The 17,849-nt window shown below is 30.2% G+C and carries 17 protein-coding genes and 1 rRNA gene; 4 read left to right on the forward strand and 14 right to left on the reverse strand.

The genetic code is table 4. The features are described 5' to 3' along the window. Positions 1-45: 45 nt before the first annotated feature. From NMG77_RS03215 to gmk, 9 genes are all read right to left on the reverse strand, one after another. A 16S ribosomal RNA gene (locus NMG77_RS03215) occupies positions 46-1,562 on the reverse strand. Between the two features lie 156 nt (positions 1,563-1,718). Beyond that, the gene (gene trxA, locus NMG77_RS03220; protein WP_255034529.1) at positions 1,719-2,021 is read right to left on the reverse strand and encodes a thioredoxin; all 303 of its coding nucleotides are present in this window, start codon (positions 2,019-2,021) and stop codon (positions 1,719-1,721) included. A 55-nt stretch (positions 2,022-2,076) separates the two neighbouring features. Then, on the reverse strand, positions 2,077-4,230 hold the full coding sequence (topA, locus tag NMG77_RS03225; protein ID WP_255034530.1) for a type I DNA topoisomerase: 2,154 nt from the start codon (positions 4,228-4,230) through the stop codon (positions 2,077-2,079). A gap of 118 nt (positions 4,231-4,348) precedes the next feature. Then, positions 4,349-5,014 (reverse strand): ribulose-phosphate 3-epimerase, encoded by a 666-nt coding sequence (locus NMG77_RS03230; protein WP_255045749.1) that lies wholly within the window; start codon positions 5,012-5,014, stop codon positions 4,349-4,351. Then, on the reverse strand, positions 5,014-6,300 hold the full coding sequence (locus tag NMG77_RS03235) for a glucose-6-phosphate isomerase (protein ID WP_255045750.1): 1,287 nt from the start codon (positions 6,298-6,300) through the stop codon (positions 5,014-5,016). The genes NMG77_RS03230 and NMG77_RS03235 overlap by 1 nt, the downstream gene beginning before the upstream one ends. A 33-nt stretch (positions 6,301-6,333) precedes the next feature. Further along, positions 6,334-7,158, reverse strand: a complete 825-nt coding sequence (gene rsgA / locus NMG77_RS03240) for a ribosome small subunit-dependent GTPase A (RefSeq protein WP_255034533.1) — start codon at positions 7,156-7,158, stop codon at positions 6,334-6,336. Then, entirely contained in the window at positions 7,158-8,405 is a 1,248-nt protein-coding gene (locus NMG77_RS03245) for a serine/threonine protein kinase (RefSeq protein WP_255034534.1), read from the reverse strand. The genes rsgA and NMG77_RS03245 overlap by 1 nt, the downstream gene beginning before the upstream one ends. After that, positions 8,398-9,192 carry a PP2C family serine/threonine-protein phosphatase gene (locus NMG77_RS03250; RefSeq protein WP_255034535.1) on the reverse strand — a complete coding sequence of 265 codons (795 nt, stop codon included), beginning with the start codon at positions 9,190-9,192 and terminating at the stop codon, positions 8,398-8,400. Before NMG77_RS03250 ends, NMG77_RS03245 begins: the two co-directional genes overlap by 8 nt. After that, positions 9,192-9,761, reverse strand: a complete 570-nt coding sequence (gene gmk / locus NMG77_RS03255; protein ID WP_255045751.1) for a guanylate kinase — start codon at positions 9,759-9,761, stop codon at positions 9,192-9,194. The genes NMG77_RS03250 and gmk overlap by 1 nt, the downstream gene beginning before the upstream one ends. 105 nt (positions 9,762-9,866) lie before the next feature. Here gmk and def point away from each other — a divergent pair, with 105 nt between their 5' ends. Next, on the forward strand, positions 9,867-10,457 hold the full coding sequence (gene def / locus NMG77_RS03260; RefSeq protein WP_255034537.1) for a peptide deformylase: 591 nt from the start codon (positions 9,867-9,869) through the stop codon (positions 10,455-10,457). Between the two features lie 65 nt (positions 10,458-10,522). Here the strand turns inward: def and NMG77_RS03265 are convergent, their stop codons facing one another. Further along, positions 10,523-12,115: an MFS transporter gene (locus tag NMG77_RS03265; protein WP_255034538.1), complete on the reverse strand. Its 1,593-nt coding sequence runs from the start codon at positions 12,113-12,115 to the stop codon at positions 10,523-10,525. A 293-nt stretch (positions 12,116-12,408) separates the two neighbouring features. On the opposite strand from NMG77_RS03265, the gene mnmG reads away from it, so the two are divergent. Genes mnmG through NMG77_RS03280 form a run of 3 tightly spaced genes read left to right on the forward strand, consistent with a single transcriptional unit; the run spans position 12,409 to position 15,680 of the window. Beyond that, positions 12,409-14,244 (forward strand): tRNA uridine-5-carboxymethylaminomethyl(34) synthesis enzyme MnmG, encoded by a 1,836-nt coding sequence (gene mnmG, locus NMG77_RS03270; RefSeq protein ID WP_255045752.1) that lies wholly within the window; start codon positions 12,409-12,411, stop codon positions 14,242-14,244. Next, on the forward strand, positions 14,237-14,965 hold the full coding sequence (rsmG, locus tag NMG77_RS03275) for a 16S rRNA (guanine(527)-N(7))-methyltransferase RsmG (protein ID WP_255045753.1): 729 nt from the start codon (positions 14,237-14,239) through the stop codon (positions 14,963-14,965). The genes mnmG and rsmG overlap by 8 nt, the downstream gene beginning before the upstream one ends. After that, positions 14,952-15,680 carry a ParA family protein gene (locus NMG77_RS03280; RefSeq protein ID WP_255045754.1) on the forward strand — a complete coding sequence of 243 codons (729 nt, stop codon included), beginning with the start codon at positions 14,952-14,954 and terminating at the stop codon, positions 15,678-15,680. The genes rsmG and NMG77_RS03280 overlap by 14 nt, the downstream gene beginning before the upstream one ends. Positions 15,681-15,721: 41 nt before the next feature. Here NMG77_RS03280 and NMG77_RS03285 read toward each other — a convergent pair whose 3' ends face one another. The 4 genes from NMG77_RS03285 to rpmG are packed head-to-tail and all read right to left on the reverse strand — an operon-like array spanning position 15,722 to position 17,732. Continuing rightward, on the reverse strand, positions 15,722-16,327 hold the full coding sequence (locus tag NMG77_RS03285; protein ID WP_255034542.1) for a hypothetical protein: 606 nt from the start codon (positions 16,325-16,327) through the stop codon (positions 15,722-15,724). A 14-nt stretch (positions 16,328-16,341) separates the two neighbouring features. Beyond that, entirely contained in the window at positions 16,342-17,145 is an 804-nt protein-coding gene (gene nusG, locus NMG77_RS03290; protein ID WP_255034543.1) for a transcription termination/antitermination protein NusG, read from the reverse strand. 53 nt (positions 17,146-17,198) lie between these two features. Next, positions 17,199-17,573 carry a preprotein translocase subunit SecE gene (gene secE / locus NMG77_RS03295; protein ID WP_255034544.1) on the reverse strand — a complete coding sequence of 125 codons (375 nt, stop codon included), beginning with the start codon at positions 17,571-17,573 and terminating at the stop codon, positions 17,199-17,201. A 12-nt stretch (positions 17,574-17,585) separates the two neighbouring features. After that, positions 17,586-17,732, reverse strand: a complete 147-nt coding sequence (rpmG, locus tag NMG77_RS03300) for a 50S ribosomal protein L33 (RefSeq protein ID WP_222926288.1) — start codon at positions 17,730-17,732, stop codon at positions 17,586-17,588. Between the last annotated feature and the right edge of the window lie 117 nt (positions 17,733-17,849).

Consider the following 17,849-nt stretch of genomic DNA (forward strand, 5'->3'; position numbering starts at 1 on the left):
ATGTAACAGGTGTATATCGTGTTAGTGTATTAATATACTCCATAGAAAGGAGGTAATCCACCCCCACGTTCTCGTAGGGGTACCTTGTTACGACTTAACTCCAATCACCGGCCCTACCCTAGACATGCGCTTCCTTGCGGTTAGCAACACGGTTTTAGATATTACCAGCTCTCATAGTTTGACGGGCGGTGTGTACAAGACCCGAGAACGTATTCACCGCGACATGGCTGATTCGCGATTACTAGTGATTCCGACTTCATGAGGGCGAATTGCAGCCCTCAATCCGAACTGAGACCAACTTTACAGATTAGCTCCGCCTTACGGGTTTGCGACTGTTTGTATTGGCCATTGTAGCACGTTTGCAGCCCTAGACATAAGGGGCATGATGATTTGACGTCATCCCCACCTTCCTCCAACTTACGTTGGCAGTCTCGTTAGACAAAGTAACTAACGATAAGGGTTGCGCTCGTTGCGGGACTTAACCCAACATCTCACGACACGAGCTGACGACAACCATGCACCACCTGTCATTGGGTTAACCTCCATTATATTTCTATAACTTCGCCCAAGATGTCAAGTCTAGGTAAGGTTTTTCGTGTACCGTCGAATTAAGCAACATGCTCCACCACTTGTGCGGGTCCCCGTCAATTCCGTTTGAGTTTCATTCTTGCGAATGTACTACTCAGGCAGGATGTTTAATGTGTTAACTGCAGCACCGAAGTATTCGCTCCGACACTTAACATCCATCGTTTACAGTGTGGACTACTAGGGTATCTAATCCTATTTGCTCCCCACACTTTCAAGCCTAAGCGTCAGTATTGGCCCAAGTCCTCGCCTTCGCCTCTGGTGTTCTTCCATATATCTACGCATTTCACCGCTCCACATGGAGTTCCAGGACTCTCTACCAAACTCTAGACTAGAAGTTTCCAATGCATACAATCGTTAAGCAATTGCTTTTAACACCAGACTTTCTAATCCGCCTGCGCTTGTTTTACGCCCAATAAATCCGGATAACGCTTGCAACCTATGTATTACCGCGACTGCTGGCACATAGTTAGTCGTTACTTATTCAAATGGTACCGTCAGGTCAATAGCTTTCCACTCTACTGACTTTTCTTCCCAAATAAAAGAACTTTACAATCTAAAAAGACCTTCATCGTTCACGCGGCATTGCTCCATCAGACTTTCGTCCATTGTGAAAAATTCCCTACTGCTGCCTCCCGTAGGAGTATGGGCCGTGTCTCAGTCCCATTGTGGTTATTCTACCTCTCAGCATAACTACACGTCATCGCCTTGGTGGGCCATTACCCTCACCAACTAGCTGATATGCCGCACCCTCATCTTATAGCGAAGCAGTTGCTTCTTTAAAGTTATTCTCATGCGATAATTAACTTGTTATGCGGTATTAGCTAATCTTTCGACTAGTTATCCCCCACTATAAGGCAGATTGGATACGTGTTACTCACCCGTTCGCCTCTAATGTATTGCTACATCCGATCGACTTGCATGTATTAGGCATGCCGCCAGCGTTAATCCTGAGCCAGGATCAAACTCTCAGAAAATGACAGATTCTATTCAGTTTTCAAGAAGCATTTGGTAGCTATCATCTAAAAGGAGGTTAGAGATAATTATTAACTACTCTAACATAAAAATGATAACCTGATAAATAGTATCACAAAAAAATTAATTTGACAAGATTTATTTAAAAAAATGTATTTTTATTTTAATAAATCAATTAATTGATCTTTAGGAATAAATCCAATTCTGCTATTAGTTTTTTCGCCATCTATAAAAGTGATAACATTAGGGATAGAACTAACTTGATATTGAATCGGAAGCTCTTTAGATTCATCAACATTGATTTTTACAAAAGTTCAATCCGTTTTTTCTTTAGATACTTCTTCAAAAACAGGAGCCAACATTTTACAAGGACCACATCAGTCTGCGTAAAAATCAACTACAACTTTTTTGTTAGATTTTAGAATTTCATCTAATTCAGTTTTTTCAATTACGTGTTTCATAGTTTTTTAAATCTTTGAATAGTTTTATGTATATATTAATAATCTATATTAAATATTAATTAATTGTTGAATCTCGAATCGTATCAGACTCAGTTCCCGAATCAATATTTTTAGTAAATTTACATTTAGGGAAGTTTGAACAACCCAAGAATTCGTTGTTATTTTTCTTTTTATAAGATTTTCTACGAATCATTTTAGAATGACATAAATCGCATTCTACACCTTCTTCGTAAATAATTACCTTAGGTTTTTGATCTGTTTTATCAATGTGTTTACATTTAGGATAGTTAGAACAACCAATAAATGAACCAAAACGCCCTTGACGTTTAACTAATCTAGAATCACATTCGGGACAGTTGCGTCCTTCTACATATTCAATTTGTTTTATGATATTAGTTTTTGCCTCGTTTAAAACTTCTGAAAAGTTGCTTCAGAAAGATTTTAGATAAGTAACATCATCAATTGAACCATGAGCAATTTCATCTAGAGTAGCTTCCATATTTCTTGTAAATTCTTTATTGATAATAGTTGGGAAGTTTTTATCTAGCTCGCTGGCTACTTTGGTACCAAGATCTGTTGTTTTGTAATAACGACCATTTGTAAGTTCAGCGTAATTTCTTTTTAAAACAATATCTAAAATCGTTGAATAAGTACTAGGGCGGCCGATTCCTTCAGATTCTAATGATTCAATTAAAGTTGCTTGTGTATATCTTGGTGTCGGTTGAGTTTGATGTTCGTTAATCATCACTTCGCTAGCTTCAAATTCTTTACCGATTTCAAATTGCTCTAATTTGATTTCTCTTTGGTGATCTGTGTCATTGAAATGCGAATAGATTTTTTTATAACCATCAAATTTTAGTACATTGTTAACTGCATAAAACTTATTGTTGTTATTAATTAAACGAATATTAATAAGTTCATAAGCAGCCGGAGCCATATAACGAGCAACAGTTCTAGTTCAAATTAATTTATATAAACTGTATTGATCGTTGCTAATTTTACCTTTAAGCGATTGCGGAGTTATGGTGATGTCAATAGGGTGGATCGCTTCGTGAGCGTCTTGAGCTTTAACTTTTTCTTTCTTAGCTTTTTTAGTTTCCCTATTTGATATATCATTTTCAGCTTTTGCTACATAATTATCCCCATAACTTTTAGTAATAAAATCCACAACTGTTTTACGATATTCTGGACTTAATCTCGTACTATCTGTTCTAGGATAAGAAATTAGTGCGATCTGTTCATTATCAACGCTAACACCTTCATATAACTCTTGCGCTACTGAAGTAATCTTCATTGATCTTCACTTTAATTTATTAATTGCATCTTGTTGAAGTGTTGATGTTTTATAAACATCCTTAGGATAAGAATGTTTTAATTTTGGTTCATCAACGGCATAAACTTTATATTTATCACCTAAATGTTGTTTAACGATTTCAGCATCTTCTTTAGAATTAAAATCAATTCCACTAACTTCTTCAAGTTCTTTAAAAGATAGCTTAGATTTTAATTCATCATCAATTTTTCTTAACATTAATTCTGTTCCATCTTTTAGAACAACATCTAATGTTCATCAAAATCTTGGAACGAACTTTTTTATTAAATCTTCACGCTCAGTAATAAATTTAAGTGCAATCGATTGCACTCTGCCAGCTGAATCGGCATTCAATTTTGATTTTAATAAACTTGATAGTTTAAAACCTATCAAACGATCGATTCTTCTTCTTGTTATTTGTGAAGCGACTCAATCTTTTTGAATTTCTCGCGGATTAGCTAATGCATTTTTAACTGCTTTTTCACTAATTTCGTTGAAAACAATTCTTTTACATTTATCAACATTTACACCACGATCTTTTAAAACATCATATACATGTCAAGAAATAGCTTCACCTTCACGATCAGGGTCGGTTGCTAAATAAATTTCGTCAGCTTTTTTAGCTTTATCTACTAGCTCATTAATTAACTCTTTTTTAGTAACCTTTTTAGCAGTTTTACTTTTTTTATCTTTGGTTGTTGTCTTAGTTTTTTTCTCTTGGATTATTTCTCATTTAGGAACAAAATCCTCGGTATTAAAACCTAGGGTATATTTAGGTAAATCTCTAATATGCCCAACTGTAGCAACAATATCATACTCATCAGATAAATATTTTTTTAAGGTCTTAATCTTGTTTGGTGACTCGATTATCAAAATTTTTGAGCATTCATTAGCCATTGCTTTTGTCCTTAGTTGTTTTTTATTTAGCTTGCTTTGTTTATTTTATCTTAAAAATTAGTTAAGAAAACAAATACCTTTATTTATATATGTATATATAAAGATATGTATCTTTTTGTTAAATAGAAGAATTTTTTGTATCGAAACTCTTAATTGTTTCAATCATCATTTTCTTCTCATCATCCAGCAATTTATAAAAATATGATCCTGAAACAAATTTTGATACTAAACCTTTAAGTTCGCATGCTTTCTCTAGATTAATACCACCATCAATTTCAATCTCAATATTAGGAAAGAACTTAATAAGTTTAGCAATATTCCTATAAACAAGCGGACTAAATTCTTGCCCACCAGCACCTGGTTCAACCGACATTAAAGTCACATAATCAACTAATTTAATTTGGTCTAAATATTCGCATATATCAGTATTAAATTTGAATGCTAATCCAGCTTTTTTATTACTATTTTTTATGTAAGCTAAATATTTAGTTATTAATTCTTTATTGTCTTTTAATGGTTCGACATGGAAACTAATATTGTCACACTTCGTCTTTGTGTATGTCAAGATATGCTTAGCAATTTTGTTTACCATTAAATGAACATTAACTTCATAACCCAACGCTTTTAGTGAATCAACATAACGTTCATCAAAAGCATAGTTATTAACGAATTCATCCATTACATCATAATGAATTTTATTCAAACCTAATTGCTTATAATGAGTTAATTTATCTTGATCATAGTCATTAAGCATCGGTAAAATCGAAAATAATAAGTCGCTCATTATTTACCTAAAAGTTTAAACATTCTTTGCTTGTAATCCTCAACACCAGGTTGGTCATATGGATCATGATTTAATAATAGCGCTGAAACAGAAGTAGCTATGCATAATCAGTAATAAACATAACCAAAACCATAACCATTATTTTGTTCTATATCAATTTCAATAATTGGCACGCCAGCACTAGCATGAGCTTGTTTGGTAGCTTCGCAAGCAATATAGTTAAGTTCATTAACTGATTTGTTAGTTACATAATCAAGCTTGTCATCGTTATCAAATTGCGACTTATTTAGTTTTAAACTATTGCTGTTAGCTTTTTCAAATGAGAAAACTGTTTCAAAAAAGATCTTCTTACCTTGTTGGTATAACTGACCCATAGAGTGTAAATCTGTTGTAAATACTGAATATGTTGGGAATAAAGAATTTTCTTTTTTCCCTTCACTTTCTCCGAATAATTGACGGTGTTGCAACATCAAGTATTCATGTTGTTCTTCGTAAGTAATAGCTACTTCAACATCTTTTTTAAGCTCTGTGTAAAGATAATGACGAAGAGCGGCATAACAATAAGCTGTGTTCTTAGTTAAATCAGCTGAACTAAATAAATCAGCGTTAGCTTGCTTAGCGCCTAAAATTAAATTTTTGTAGTTAGCTCCAGCTAGACCAGCAACAAGCAACCCGCTTGGTGTTAATGTTGAAAATCTACCACCAATATCTGAATAAATCGGCAACATTTCATAGTTATTCTTAACTGCTAAATCGTGTAGAACACCTTTTTGTGGATCAGTTATCGCGACTATTCTTTTAGCTGCTTGTTGATCGTATTGTTTATATAAAGCCTCTCGGAATAATTTAAATCCTACAGATGGTTCTAAAGTTGTACCTGATTTAGATATAACAACAATCGCTCAATTCTTATCGCGAACTTGTTCTAAAATATTTATTAAAGTGTTTTCACTTAAACTTCTAACAAAATGAATTTTTCTTTTTTGTTGACTTGGTAAGTATGATGTGATATCTAAAATTGCTTTGATACCAGTGTATGAACCACCAATACCAATAACCACAACATCCGTTACTTTTAATTGATCCCATTCAGCAATTTTAGCATCAATTTTTTGATATATTTCAGTTTGGTCTTGATTAACATAATCAATTCAACCTAACATATTTGAACTTGGAGTTTTCTTATCTTTTAATTGATCAAATATATCATTTAATTTAGCTTGATACTTAGTTGATAATTTTTGGTAATCTAAGTCTTTAATAAGGTCAAATTTTAATTTAATCATAGTGTTCTCACTTTTTTGGTTTATTGCTTAATTTTAAAATATCGACTGAAGCAAACTTAAATATATTTTATAGATTAATGAATTAATCTGTTTTTTTACACAACAATCAATACTTGTTTCTAAATGCATACAGTCCCTAAATTTGCATTGGGTTTGGTATTTCCTGAATTCTAACAAACCATAACTTAATTCCTGTTTAGTAATTTCAAGATTAAAAATAGAAAAACCAGGGGAGTCTGCAATATATCCATTTAAAAATTTATAAAGCTTTGTTGATGTTGTAGTGTTCTTACCTCTTTTAAGTTTGTTAGATACTTCTTGAGTTCAGATATTAAGAGTGTTATCTAACCTTTTAATTAAAGTTGATTTACCAACTCCACTATGACCACAAAACAATGATATTTTGTCAGATATCATTGTTTTTAAATTTAAGAAATCATCGTTATTATTTAATCTAAAAACTTGATAGCCTGTTTGGATCAAAGCTTGATATATTTCTTCAAAATCATCACTGTTATCAATTAAATCTAATTTTGAAAAAGCGATTAACGGCTTGAACTCAAGCTTTGATTCAAAATAAACTAAAAACTTAAAAAGTTGTTTTAAGTTTAGTAATGGATCTTTAACTGAAAAAACCAAGATAACATAATCAAGGTTAGCTACCTTAGGACGAACCAAATAATTTTTACGTTCAACTAACTTAATGATCTCATTACGTTCATTAAGTTCTAATAAATCGTTAGCCACCAATTTAATCTTTTGGTATTTTCATTTACCTGGTGCATGAAGTTTTTTTATCTCATTATTAACTTCACAAAATAGATCGTTGGCATTAATTTCTAAAATTCTAGCAATCATTATTTTGGTGGTGATGAGAAATTAAAGATAATCAAACCTAAGGTTAAAAGTACAATTAAGATAACAAGACCTGTAATTAATCAAAATGATCAATACTTAAAAATGATAGGTTCTGAATCAACAGTTATTTCAGTTGGTTTGAATAACTCGTCTTTTTGCAAAACCCTTTTTTCGTAAGGTTTTATTAACGCTTGTTCTTTATCGACATTATCCAAATCTTTAAGAATATCTTCGCAACTACTATAACGATATTTACGATCTTCTTTTTTAGATGCCATACATCTAAAAACAATGTTCTCTACGGAGTTAGGAACATCAAAACCCATAGTCTTCATTAAAGGGACATCGTATTGGTTAGGTAATTTAATAACATCTTGCCCTTTTTTATTTTGTTTATTAAATGGCTTTTGACCAGTTATCATTTCAAACAAAATAACACCAAATGAATAAAAATCATACTGAACAGTAGGACGTGTTCTTCGCAACAATGGACCATTGGTTTTAGGATTAATTAATGGTTTATTGTTTTCGTCACGAACTATCTCTTTATCCAAAACATCTGGACACATATAATCTTCGGTTCCAAATAATGCTTGCTCATTAGTAAGAATTTTTAAAGCAGCATCTGTAGTAATTGAAGAAGCGATACCAAAATCGATTATCTTCAGTTCTCTGAAATCTTTAGATAACATCAAGTTCTCAGGTTTTAAGTCTCTGTGAATAATTTGATGTGAATAGTTATGTAATTTTTGAATCCCTTCAACCATTCTTCTAAAGTAATACAAAGCTTCCTTAACAGATAAACTTCCTTTAGTTGAGATATGTTTACGTAAAGTAACACCTTGAACGTATTCCATTACGATAACAACGATATCTTTAATTTTTACTATATGATTATTTCTTTCAAAGATTAATTCGTTATCTGAAATATCATACGTAGTAATTAAATTGGGATGACTAATTCTAGAAGAAGTAATTAATTCTTGACGTAATTTAGTCCATTTATCTTCACTATCAGCTGGATTTTTTTTAACAATCTTAACAACTACCAAACTCTTTTTGGCACCGTTAATCTTATCAGTTTCTGCCATTATGTTTTTAGCAACATAAATGACTGAGTTCATACCTCCTTCTGTTAGTTGTTTGACAATTACATATTGACTAAATAACTTATCATTCGGAATTAGATAAACATTTGATTTTTTTTCGGTTTGTCTGTTAATGTTTGGCTTGTTATTATTAGCCATTTATAACCTCAGTTAATTTAACTACAACAACACTTAAATTGTCATTAGACATAGCGCTCATACCGTTTTCAAGAAGGTTATCAGCTACTTTTTGCATATCATCAGTAATACTTAATAGATCATGAAATTTCTCAGGCATTACAAAGTTATAAAATCCGTCAGATGATAGTAATAGATATTCATCGTCATTATGAATAACATCAAAAGAAGTATCAAAATCAAGTTTAGCAGTATCTTTAGATACGATATTAGTTAAAGCTAATAATTCTTTTTCATTAGCTTTAAAAGTTACAGCAGATGCATTAATCTTTTTAAGATAATTATACAAGTTGTGGTCGTTCGTAATTTGACTAACTTTTTTGTCTTTACCAATTAAATAAGCGCGAGAGTCACCGACCCAGAAAGTATAGATTTTATTATTAGCAATGATCGATAAAACAATGGTAGTAGCCATTTGTTTTAGCGATGCATTTTCATGTTCTTTTTTAAACTTTTCATCGTTAGCTACGATGTAGTTATAAATCTGTTGTTTACATTTAAGTAAAACATTTTTAAACCAACTTTCCATCTTTTCATCACTTAGATTATTAAAGTTGGTTGATAAAAAAATATCACGGATTAAGTCACGAGTAATACTACTAGCAATCGCCCCGCCTTTATATCCTCCTAGACCATCGCAAACTAAAGCAATTATATTGTGATACTGATTAGTACCAACAAATACTGCGTCTTGGTTTTCTTCACGAACTGTACCTACATGAGTTGAACTTGCGTATATCTTTTTCATTATCTATTACTTTCTTGGATTAATTTCTTGATTTTTTCAATTGTTTGCTCTAAATTGTCATTAACAATAATATGATCATAATATTTTTGGTGAGCATATTCTTTAACAGATTGTTCTAAACGATATTTAATCGCTTCATCACTTTCTGTTCCACGCTTTTTTAAACGATTAATTAATTCTTCTTCAGATGGTGGTGTTATAAAAATACTTAATGTTCTAAACCCTTTTTTTAATACTTGCATCACACCTTGGTATTCGATTTCAAGAATTAAATTTTCGTTTTTATCAATAATCTCTTTAACAATCGAAAGTGGTGTACCATAGTAATTGTTAACATAATGAGCATATTCTAATAACTCATTATTGTCAATCATAGATTGAAACTCTTCTTTTGTCTTAAAAAAATAATGTGTTCCTTCTATTTCAGTTTCTCTTTTTTTTCTTGTAGTGGCTGAAATAGATAAGTTTAGTTTTAATTCGTTATCTAATAAAAGTTTATTAACTATCGTACCTTTACCAACTCCACTTGGTCCTGAAATTAAGATAATTAAACCTTGTTTATTACTCATACTTTGAACTAATTTATTGATATAAGCAGTATTGTTTCGGATAAATTTACTTTCTTATATACTTTTTAATATTTTAATATTTATATTTATTAGAACACTATTAAAATGAAAAGTAAACTAAAACCGACTAGTGATTGATTAGTTACAGACCAGAATCCAAAGATGCGTGAAGTATGTAGTCCTGTGACTTTTCCGATAAGCGAAGAAGTTCAAGAAGCTATCGATAAAATGATCTCATATGTTGATGAAAGTTTTTATGATCGCGCAGAACAATACGATATAAGACCTGGTATTGGAATAGCTGCTAACCAAATTGGTTTAAATAAAAGAATGTTTTACATTCATTTTACAGATTTTTGTAACAAAGAACATAAATACTTTTTAATGAACCCTGAGTGAATTGAAAAAAGCGTTAATAAAGCTTATATCGGTTCTGGTGAGGGTTGTTTATCTGTTCCTACAGATAAAGATGGATATGTTATTCGTTGCGAAAAAGTTAAGCTAAAAGGCTTTGACTACTTAACCCAAAAAGAAGTGGTAATAAAAGCGCATGGATTATTATCAATGTGTTTGCAACATGAAATGGATCACCTTGAAGGTAAATTCTATTATGATTCTATTAACACTATGAAACCTTTCTTTAAAAAAGAAGAATGAGTTTGTGTTGAACAAGAAGATTGTGCGGAATGTAAATAACTAGTTTAAGGGAATATAAAAAGGATTAGCAATTCGCTAATCCTTTTTATTTGTTTTGTTATCTATTATTTAAAGATATCACCTTTGTAGAAGTTGAATGACATGAATGGTCATTTATCAGTAAATGGAACTCATTCACCATTAACAATACGTCCTGATTTAGGTAATATTGAAGCCATAGCTACAAAGCTCATTGATAATATTATGAACAATATAACAGCTGTAAGACCAGCAGGGTCAATTTGTTCAGCAGTGTAAGTAACACCAGCTAATGAAGGACCTTGTGTAATAACTGATAATACGATGTCGGATAATGTATATAATACATAACCTACACCTCAGATAAGTCCGAATTGTGTACCAACTTTAGAAGGTGAAGCACCTTTGAATTCATGAGGAATCATTAAGATTGTTGATTGAATACCTCATAAGAAGATACCTGAACAGAATGAAGTAATGATTTGTCCAGCTGCTAATCCAGGGTTTTTGTTACCGCCCAAGTAACCAAATAAGAATGAAGCAATAATGAATATCATACCTAAGCTGAAAGTAGTCATTAAGTATCTTCTTCTTTCATATCTAGTTTTATTAAATGGACTTAATAAGAATACCCCACCTATTAGACCTAGAACGAATGCGATCTTAGTCGAACTTGTCGCTCAAGGTAATACTTTTTCGGTTGAAAGTTTGTTGAAAGTAGATGAAGCTACTATGCCTGAATATGTTCCAGATAAGAATCATACTACAGCCACTAATCATGCACCAAACATTACGAATAATTTGATAATGTTTTTATCTTTTAAACATGATTTGATAGTGACATCAGATTCCATTTTAGTATGCTTCTCATTTGGTAAAACAGTTTCTTTACCAAAGATAAAGTAAAGTATTCAAGTAGCAACAATAATTAGAATGAATGCAGCACAAATAATATATCAATTTTTAGTTGCTTCTAATTTAATTTGTGTACTGAAAGCAAACAATAAGAATGGGAACGCAACACCCATATTGAACCCAAATGGGTTAATCATACTAAGCGTAGTTTTCTTTTGAATTGTAGAAAGCTTAGCAATAACTGGTTGAGTATAACTAATTAAAGCTGTACCACCCACGGCTAATAAAGTTCTAAAGATGATGAATAAACTGTATCCTAATGCAGTTAATTTAGTAAGACTTCCGCCTTGACCTATAACATCATTTGTTTTTTCATAGAACATTTTACTTTCAGATAAAACTAAGGCATTGTTTCCATCGAAAGGATAAGCCACAACAATGAACGGGAATGATAATGCCATAATTCCGATCATAGTTAAAACAGTTTTTCTATGACCTAATTTACCAATAAATCAACCAGCAAGGAATGAACCAACACCACGGAATAGTGTAATTGATCAGTTAGTTGCTGCTGTTGCTATTGCCCCAGGATTTTTAAAAAAGAATGATTGAGATCAACCTGCTCAAGTATTTTTCACATCACCGTTAGGGTTATATGAGAAATTACCTGCTAATTGATCGATTAAGAATCAGTTTACTACAAATAGGAAATAAGCAAATAGGATTATTGCTCAAGTCACTATCAGCTCACGATCCGTAAGTTTTTTTATATTCTCAAGTTTCTGCTCACGCGTTAAACCTGATGAAGATAGTTTAAATTTCATATTAAATTTCTTTTTATTTATTAGCTTATCTTAATCAAATTGACAAAAACCTAATTAAGTTGATAAAAGCACTCAAAAACTGTGCTTAATTACTAAACACGAATAATTAAACACAATTAAAAACACCATTTATTCAAAGCTCGCTTAATATTTAGTTCGGTTTATAACTAAAAAAATATTAAACTTCGTATATTATTTTATTAAATCTTTATAATAAATTGTTAATTTTCTTTTGAAATTAATCTATTTTTTAAGATAAGATTATTATTAATTTAATCAAAATCTAATGACATATGCATAAATTTGTTGTAGTTGGAGCAGGTCATGCTGGTTTAGAAGCTGCTTTTATTCTTTCAAAATTGAACAATAAAGTTTACTTATGCGTTTTAGATAAAAACTATGTAGGAAACTGTCCTTGTAATCCTTCTGTTGGTGGACCAGCAAAAGGAATTGTTACAAGAGAAATAGATGCATTAGGCGGAATGCAAGCTAAAGCTGCTGATAATACAGCCTTACAAAGAAAAATCTTAAACTCATCTAAAGGGCCTGGTGTTCAATGTTTAAGATTTCAAATCGATAAGGTTCAATATAAAAAATGATTTTTAAAACAAATTGAAGATAATGAAAATATTGAACTTGTTGAAGGTGAAGTAACAAGCATTTTAACTGATAAAAATACCGCTAAAGGTGTTATAGTAAATGGTGATAAAAAAATAGAAGCAGATGCAGTAATAATTACAACAGGTACGTATCTGAAATCATTAACATTTCACGGTAAAAATGTAAATAATGAGGGTCCAGAAGGTTTTAAAAATTCCACTAATTTATCTGATTGGTTAAAAGAAGTTGGATTCGAATTAATTAGATTAAAAACAGGTACTCCTCCTCGTATTAAAAAAGATTCAATTAATTATTCAGATCTACAAATTGAACCAGGTAATGGAATCGATTTATATTTTTCGCATTGATCAAAAGAGAGATTTATAAATTACGAGTTACCTTGTTATTTAATTCATACAAATGAAAAAATTCATAAATTAATTAACGATAACCTTCAATTATCAGCTATGTATTCAGGTAATATAACAGGTGTTGGTCCTAGATATTGCCCAAGCATTGAAGATAAGATTGTAAGATTTTCAGATAAATCTAGACATCAAGTCTTTATCGAACCAGAATCTCTTGAACTAGATACAGTTTATTTAAGCGGATTTTCAAGTTCATTAGATATATCGATACAAGATAAAATAATTCATCTTTTACCAGGGTTAGAAAAAGCAGAAGTTGTGAAATATGGTTATGCAATTGAATATGACGCAATTAACCCTATTCAACTATATCCTTCATTAGAATCAAAATTAATAAAAAACCTCTTTTTTGCCGGACAAATTAATGGAACTAGTGGTTATGAAGAAGCGGCTGCGCAAGGTTTAATAGCAGGTATAAATGCTAACCAAAAAATCAATAATAAAGAGTTATTAGTTTTATCTAGAGATGAAGCATATATTGGCGTTATGATCGATGATATCGTAACCAAAGGAGTTACTGATCCTTATAGATTATTAACTTCAAGAGCTGAATACAGATTATTATTACGAAATGATAATGCATTAGAACGATTAATTCATAAGGGTTATGAGATAGGCACTATAACTAAAGAACAATTAGATTCATATAACGAAAATTTAAGAAAAAAGAATGAATTAATTGAATTCTTAAAAGATAAAAAAATTGGTATGTATTCACAATTAAGAGCATTTACAAACAATACTAATTTTTCACTTTATGATTTCTTAAAACGTCCTGAAATTAAATTAGTTAATTTATTAGAAACTATTAAGTTTGATTACTCTAATTTCGATGAAGAGTTATTAAAAAATATCGAAATTACCGTAAAATATGAAGGTTATATAAATAAAGAAATAAGAATTGTTAACTCTTTAAAAAATTTAGAAAACATCAAAATACCAGAAGATATCGTATATAGAAATGTTCAAAATTTATCGATCGAAGCTATTGATAAATTAAATAAAATTAGACCATTTAATTTAGCTCAAGCTAAAAGAATTAGTGGTATTAATTTGGCTGATATTATTTCGTTAAAAACTCACTTAGAACAAAATGCTTAAGACGCTTAAAACTTCTTTAAACGATTTAAATATTTCTTTATCAGATAAACAATTAACTGATATAAGTTTCTTTTTGGAAGAAATTTATAAAAATAACAAATTATTTAATTTAACCGGTTATAAAACTAAAGAACTTATTGTTGAAATGTTAGGGGTTAAAAGTGTTCTGATAGCTAATTCATTAGTTAACCATTTTTTCAATAATGAACTAAAAGTTATTGATATAGGAACAGGCGCAGGAATCCCTGGATTGATAATTAAAATAATCTATCCTAATCTAGACGTTTATTTGTTGGATTCAAACGCTAAAAAAGTTAATTTTATTAAAGAGACGATAAATAAGCTTAATTTGAGTAATATTGTTGCTCTAAATTCAAGAGTAGAAGATAATGAATTTTTAAATAAATATAAACAAAGTTTTGATTTTGTTTTTTCTCAAGCTGTTTCAAATATAGCTGTTTTAAACGAACTTTCAACACAACTTTTAAAGATTAATGGGAAGGTTATTCACTTTAAATCAAAAGGGTATCAAAATGAAATTAATTTTGCTAGCAATCATTTAATTGATTTAGGTTTAGAGTTAAATATTTGTGATTCATATGAATTTAATAATTATTTTTTAGTTAATGTTTTTTATAATAAAAAAACAGAAGCTTCAAATAAATACCCAAGGGAATGAAGCAAAATTAAAAAAGAATTAATTGAAGATGCAAGACACTAAGTTTATAACAGTAACATCGACAATAAAAAATTCAGCCAAAACGTCGACTGCTATAGGTTTGGTTATTTCATTAGTTACCGAAGGTTATAAGGTTCTATATTTAGGATTTGATAACAAACTTAATTTTTTACCAAATGAAGAGGAAGATCAAGTTTTAGCTAAGGATTATATCCTAGAAAAAGTTACACTTAATCGCGCTATAAGACATTTTTATTCTTTCTATCCTTTTGATATGTTTGATATCAATTCTGATCTCGTTAAATGACTTAAGGATATAACAGAAAAACAACAAGCAAAAATTATAAGCAAACTTTTTAAGGATATCAAGCATGAAAGATATCATTATGTTGTAATAGATTTGAACTATAAGGATAAACCTATTCATAACGCGATTATTAAGATGAGCGATCATTGTTTTTTTACAATTAATGTTGATCGTTACGAAGATGGTATAACCCAACAAGAAATAAATGCTTTCTTATCATTAGTTCCTAAAAAAGAACACATTAAATTATTAATAACTCAATTTAAACGCTTTATGGTGGATCATCATAAGTTTATTGAGAACCTTAAATATATTTATGGTGATTTTGTATTCAATCACCAAATTGATTCTTCTAGAGCTATGCGTAATCGCATAGACCACGCCTATAATTACACAAGAGTTGATAAACTTTGCAAACCAATTAAAAAATACATTCTAGAATCAAAATAAAAGCAGATCGTAATTATACGATCTGCTTTTCTCATTATGAGTTAAGAAGGTTGTTCAACACTAACTATAGCTTTATCATCTTTGTGTTTATCTTTATTTTTTGACTTTTTATGCTTTTTCTTGATTGATTTACTTGTTTCTTTCACCCCATCACCAAGATTAATTTCATCTTTTTTATTAACGAGAGCCGATTGCAATTCAACTCATAAATCACTTGCTTTTTTAAGAATCTTACCGTAAGCAATAAAACTTAAGAAGGGAACAAAACGACCTATTGACATTACCTTATTTAATTTAGATAAATTCATTTTGTAATGTTCTTCCAATTCTTTATTTTTGTTAATCGCAAAATTGGTTCATAGCACCTTGATCAAGAAAAAGATGATATTTAAAAAAGCAAATAAAACACTTACTGAAATTAAAGATATTTTAGTTTTACTTAAAGTTTCTTGGTTAAGTTGAGTGTTTGATTTAAGAAAAGCAATTTGAGCATCAGCATATTGTCCTTTAGTAAAAATTATTAAAAAGATTAAACTGATGTTTAGAATAATTCAAATCAAGCTATATATTAATAAACTATTAATTCTTAATCTTAAAAACTTTACTTTTCTCTCAACTATATCAAATTTTGTATCATTAATTCCCATAATAGTTCATTATATTAATTTGATAATTTAAGTTGTTTTCGGTTTAGTTTAACGTTTACTAATTTACCTAAAATTTGAACATCAACAATAAACTCATCTTGATCAATAATTCTAGAAATCTGACCACTAAGACCAGAATAATCACCTGAGTTGATATCAACAGTGTGACCAACTTTAAATTCAATTTTGTTGTTGAATTCTTCTTTTTCGCTATCCAAATCACCATAAATAGATTCTGTGTTGGTAGTTTTCTTATTGATAACTGTTTTGTTTTCTTCTGAATCTAATACTAATTCCCCGCGTTCATTGAATAGTAATCGATCCATTTCAATTACAGCATTAGGAGTAATTACAATACGACAATCCGGATTAGATGATTCACCATTAAGTAATTCTAATTCTTCTAAAGATGAAATTGGAATTGGTTTAGCACCTTTACCTGATGAACCTACGATCCCTGTGATGTTAACTGTATTTCTTACAGCGAATCATGCAGCTTCATTCATTTCCATTTTGATGTAAATATAACCAGGATATTTGTTTGTATCAGTAATTTTGTATTTTTTGAATACTCCATTATCAACTGTTACTCATTTAACATAAGTGCTATTACGCATTGTTGCCGGAATATTATGTGTTGGGTTGTTACTATCAAAAATAGTTTCTTCAACACTTCTAAACTTAATTACTTTACAATCAAGAATTTGATCTTCAAAATGCAATGCTCTAACTTTTGCTTTAAGCGTTTTAATTACTGAATCTTCGTTACCGTTAGTTGTAGTCGCAATATATCATTGCGCAGTTGATTTCTTACTCATAATTTTTATATCTTTTCTCTTTAACTAAATATCTTTAAATAATTAATTATTTCTTATTTCAAAATTCCCACCGAATAGAATATTTGGTCAATCCCAAATAATAAACCTGTTAATAAAGCTACAACAACAATTACTATCAAGAAGTTCGTAACCAACATCTTAGGAGTGCATCAAGAAATTCTTCGAGATTCTTTTTCCATCCCGAATCATCAACGTTTTAGACGATAAGAAAAAGCAACTTTGTTAGCTTTTTCTCTACGTCTTTGTTCTTGATATTCCTCTTCTTCTTTTTGTTCTTTAAGCTTCTTTTCTTCTAAAGCTTGTTCTTTAATCTTTTGTTGTTCTTTTTTAATGTTATCGTCTTGATAACTTTCAAGAATAACCTTAGGCGATTTTCTTAGGTTAATGTTTTTGTTTTTATTATCCATAATAATTATTTATTAGTGTGATTCTTTATGAACGGTTTTTTGATTGCAAGTAGAACAATATTTATTAAGAACTAGTCTTGTGGTTTCGAGCTTAGATCTTGTAGTTGTGTAATTACGATTCAAGCATTGCTCGCAAATCAAAATAATTTTTTTACGCATTATGGTGAGATATTAAAAAAATGCTTTTTTATATCCAAAAGCACTTATCTTTATTATATATCATTAAATTATATTATTTGGGTTATTGTTTTTTATAAACATGAACATAATATAAGT

This window comes from Mycoplasma bradburyae (assembly GCF_024339025.1).
In the GTDB taxonomy this organism is placed as follows: domain Bacteria; phylum Bacillota_I; class Bacilli_A; order Mycoplasmatales; family Mycoplasmoidaceae; genus Mycoplasmoides; species Mycoplasmoides bradburyae.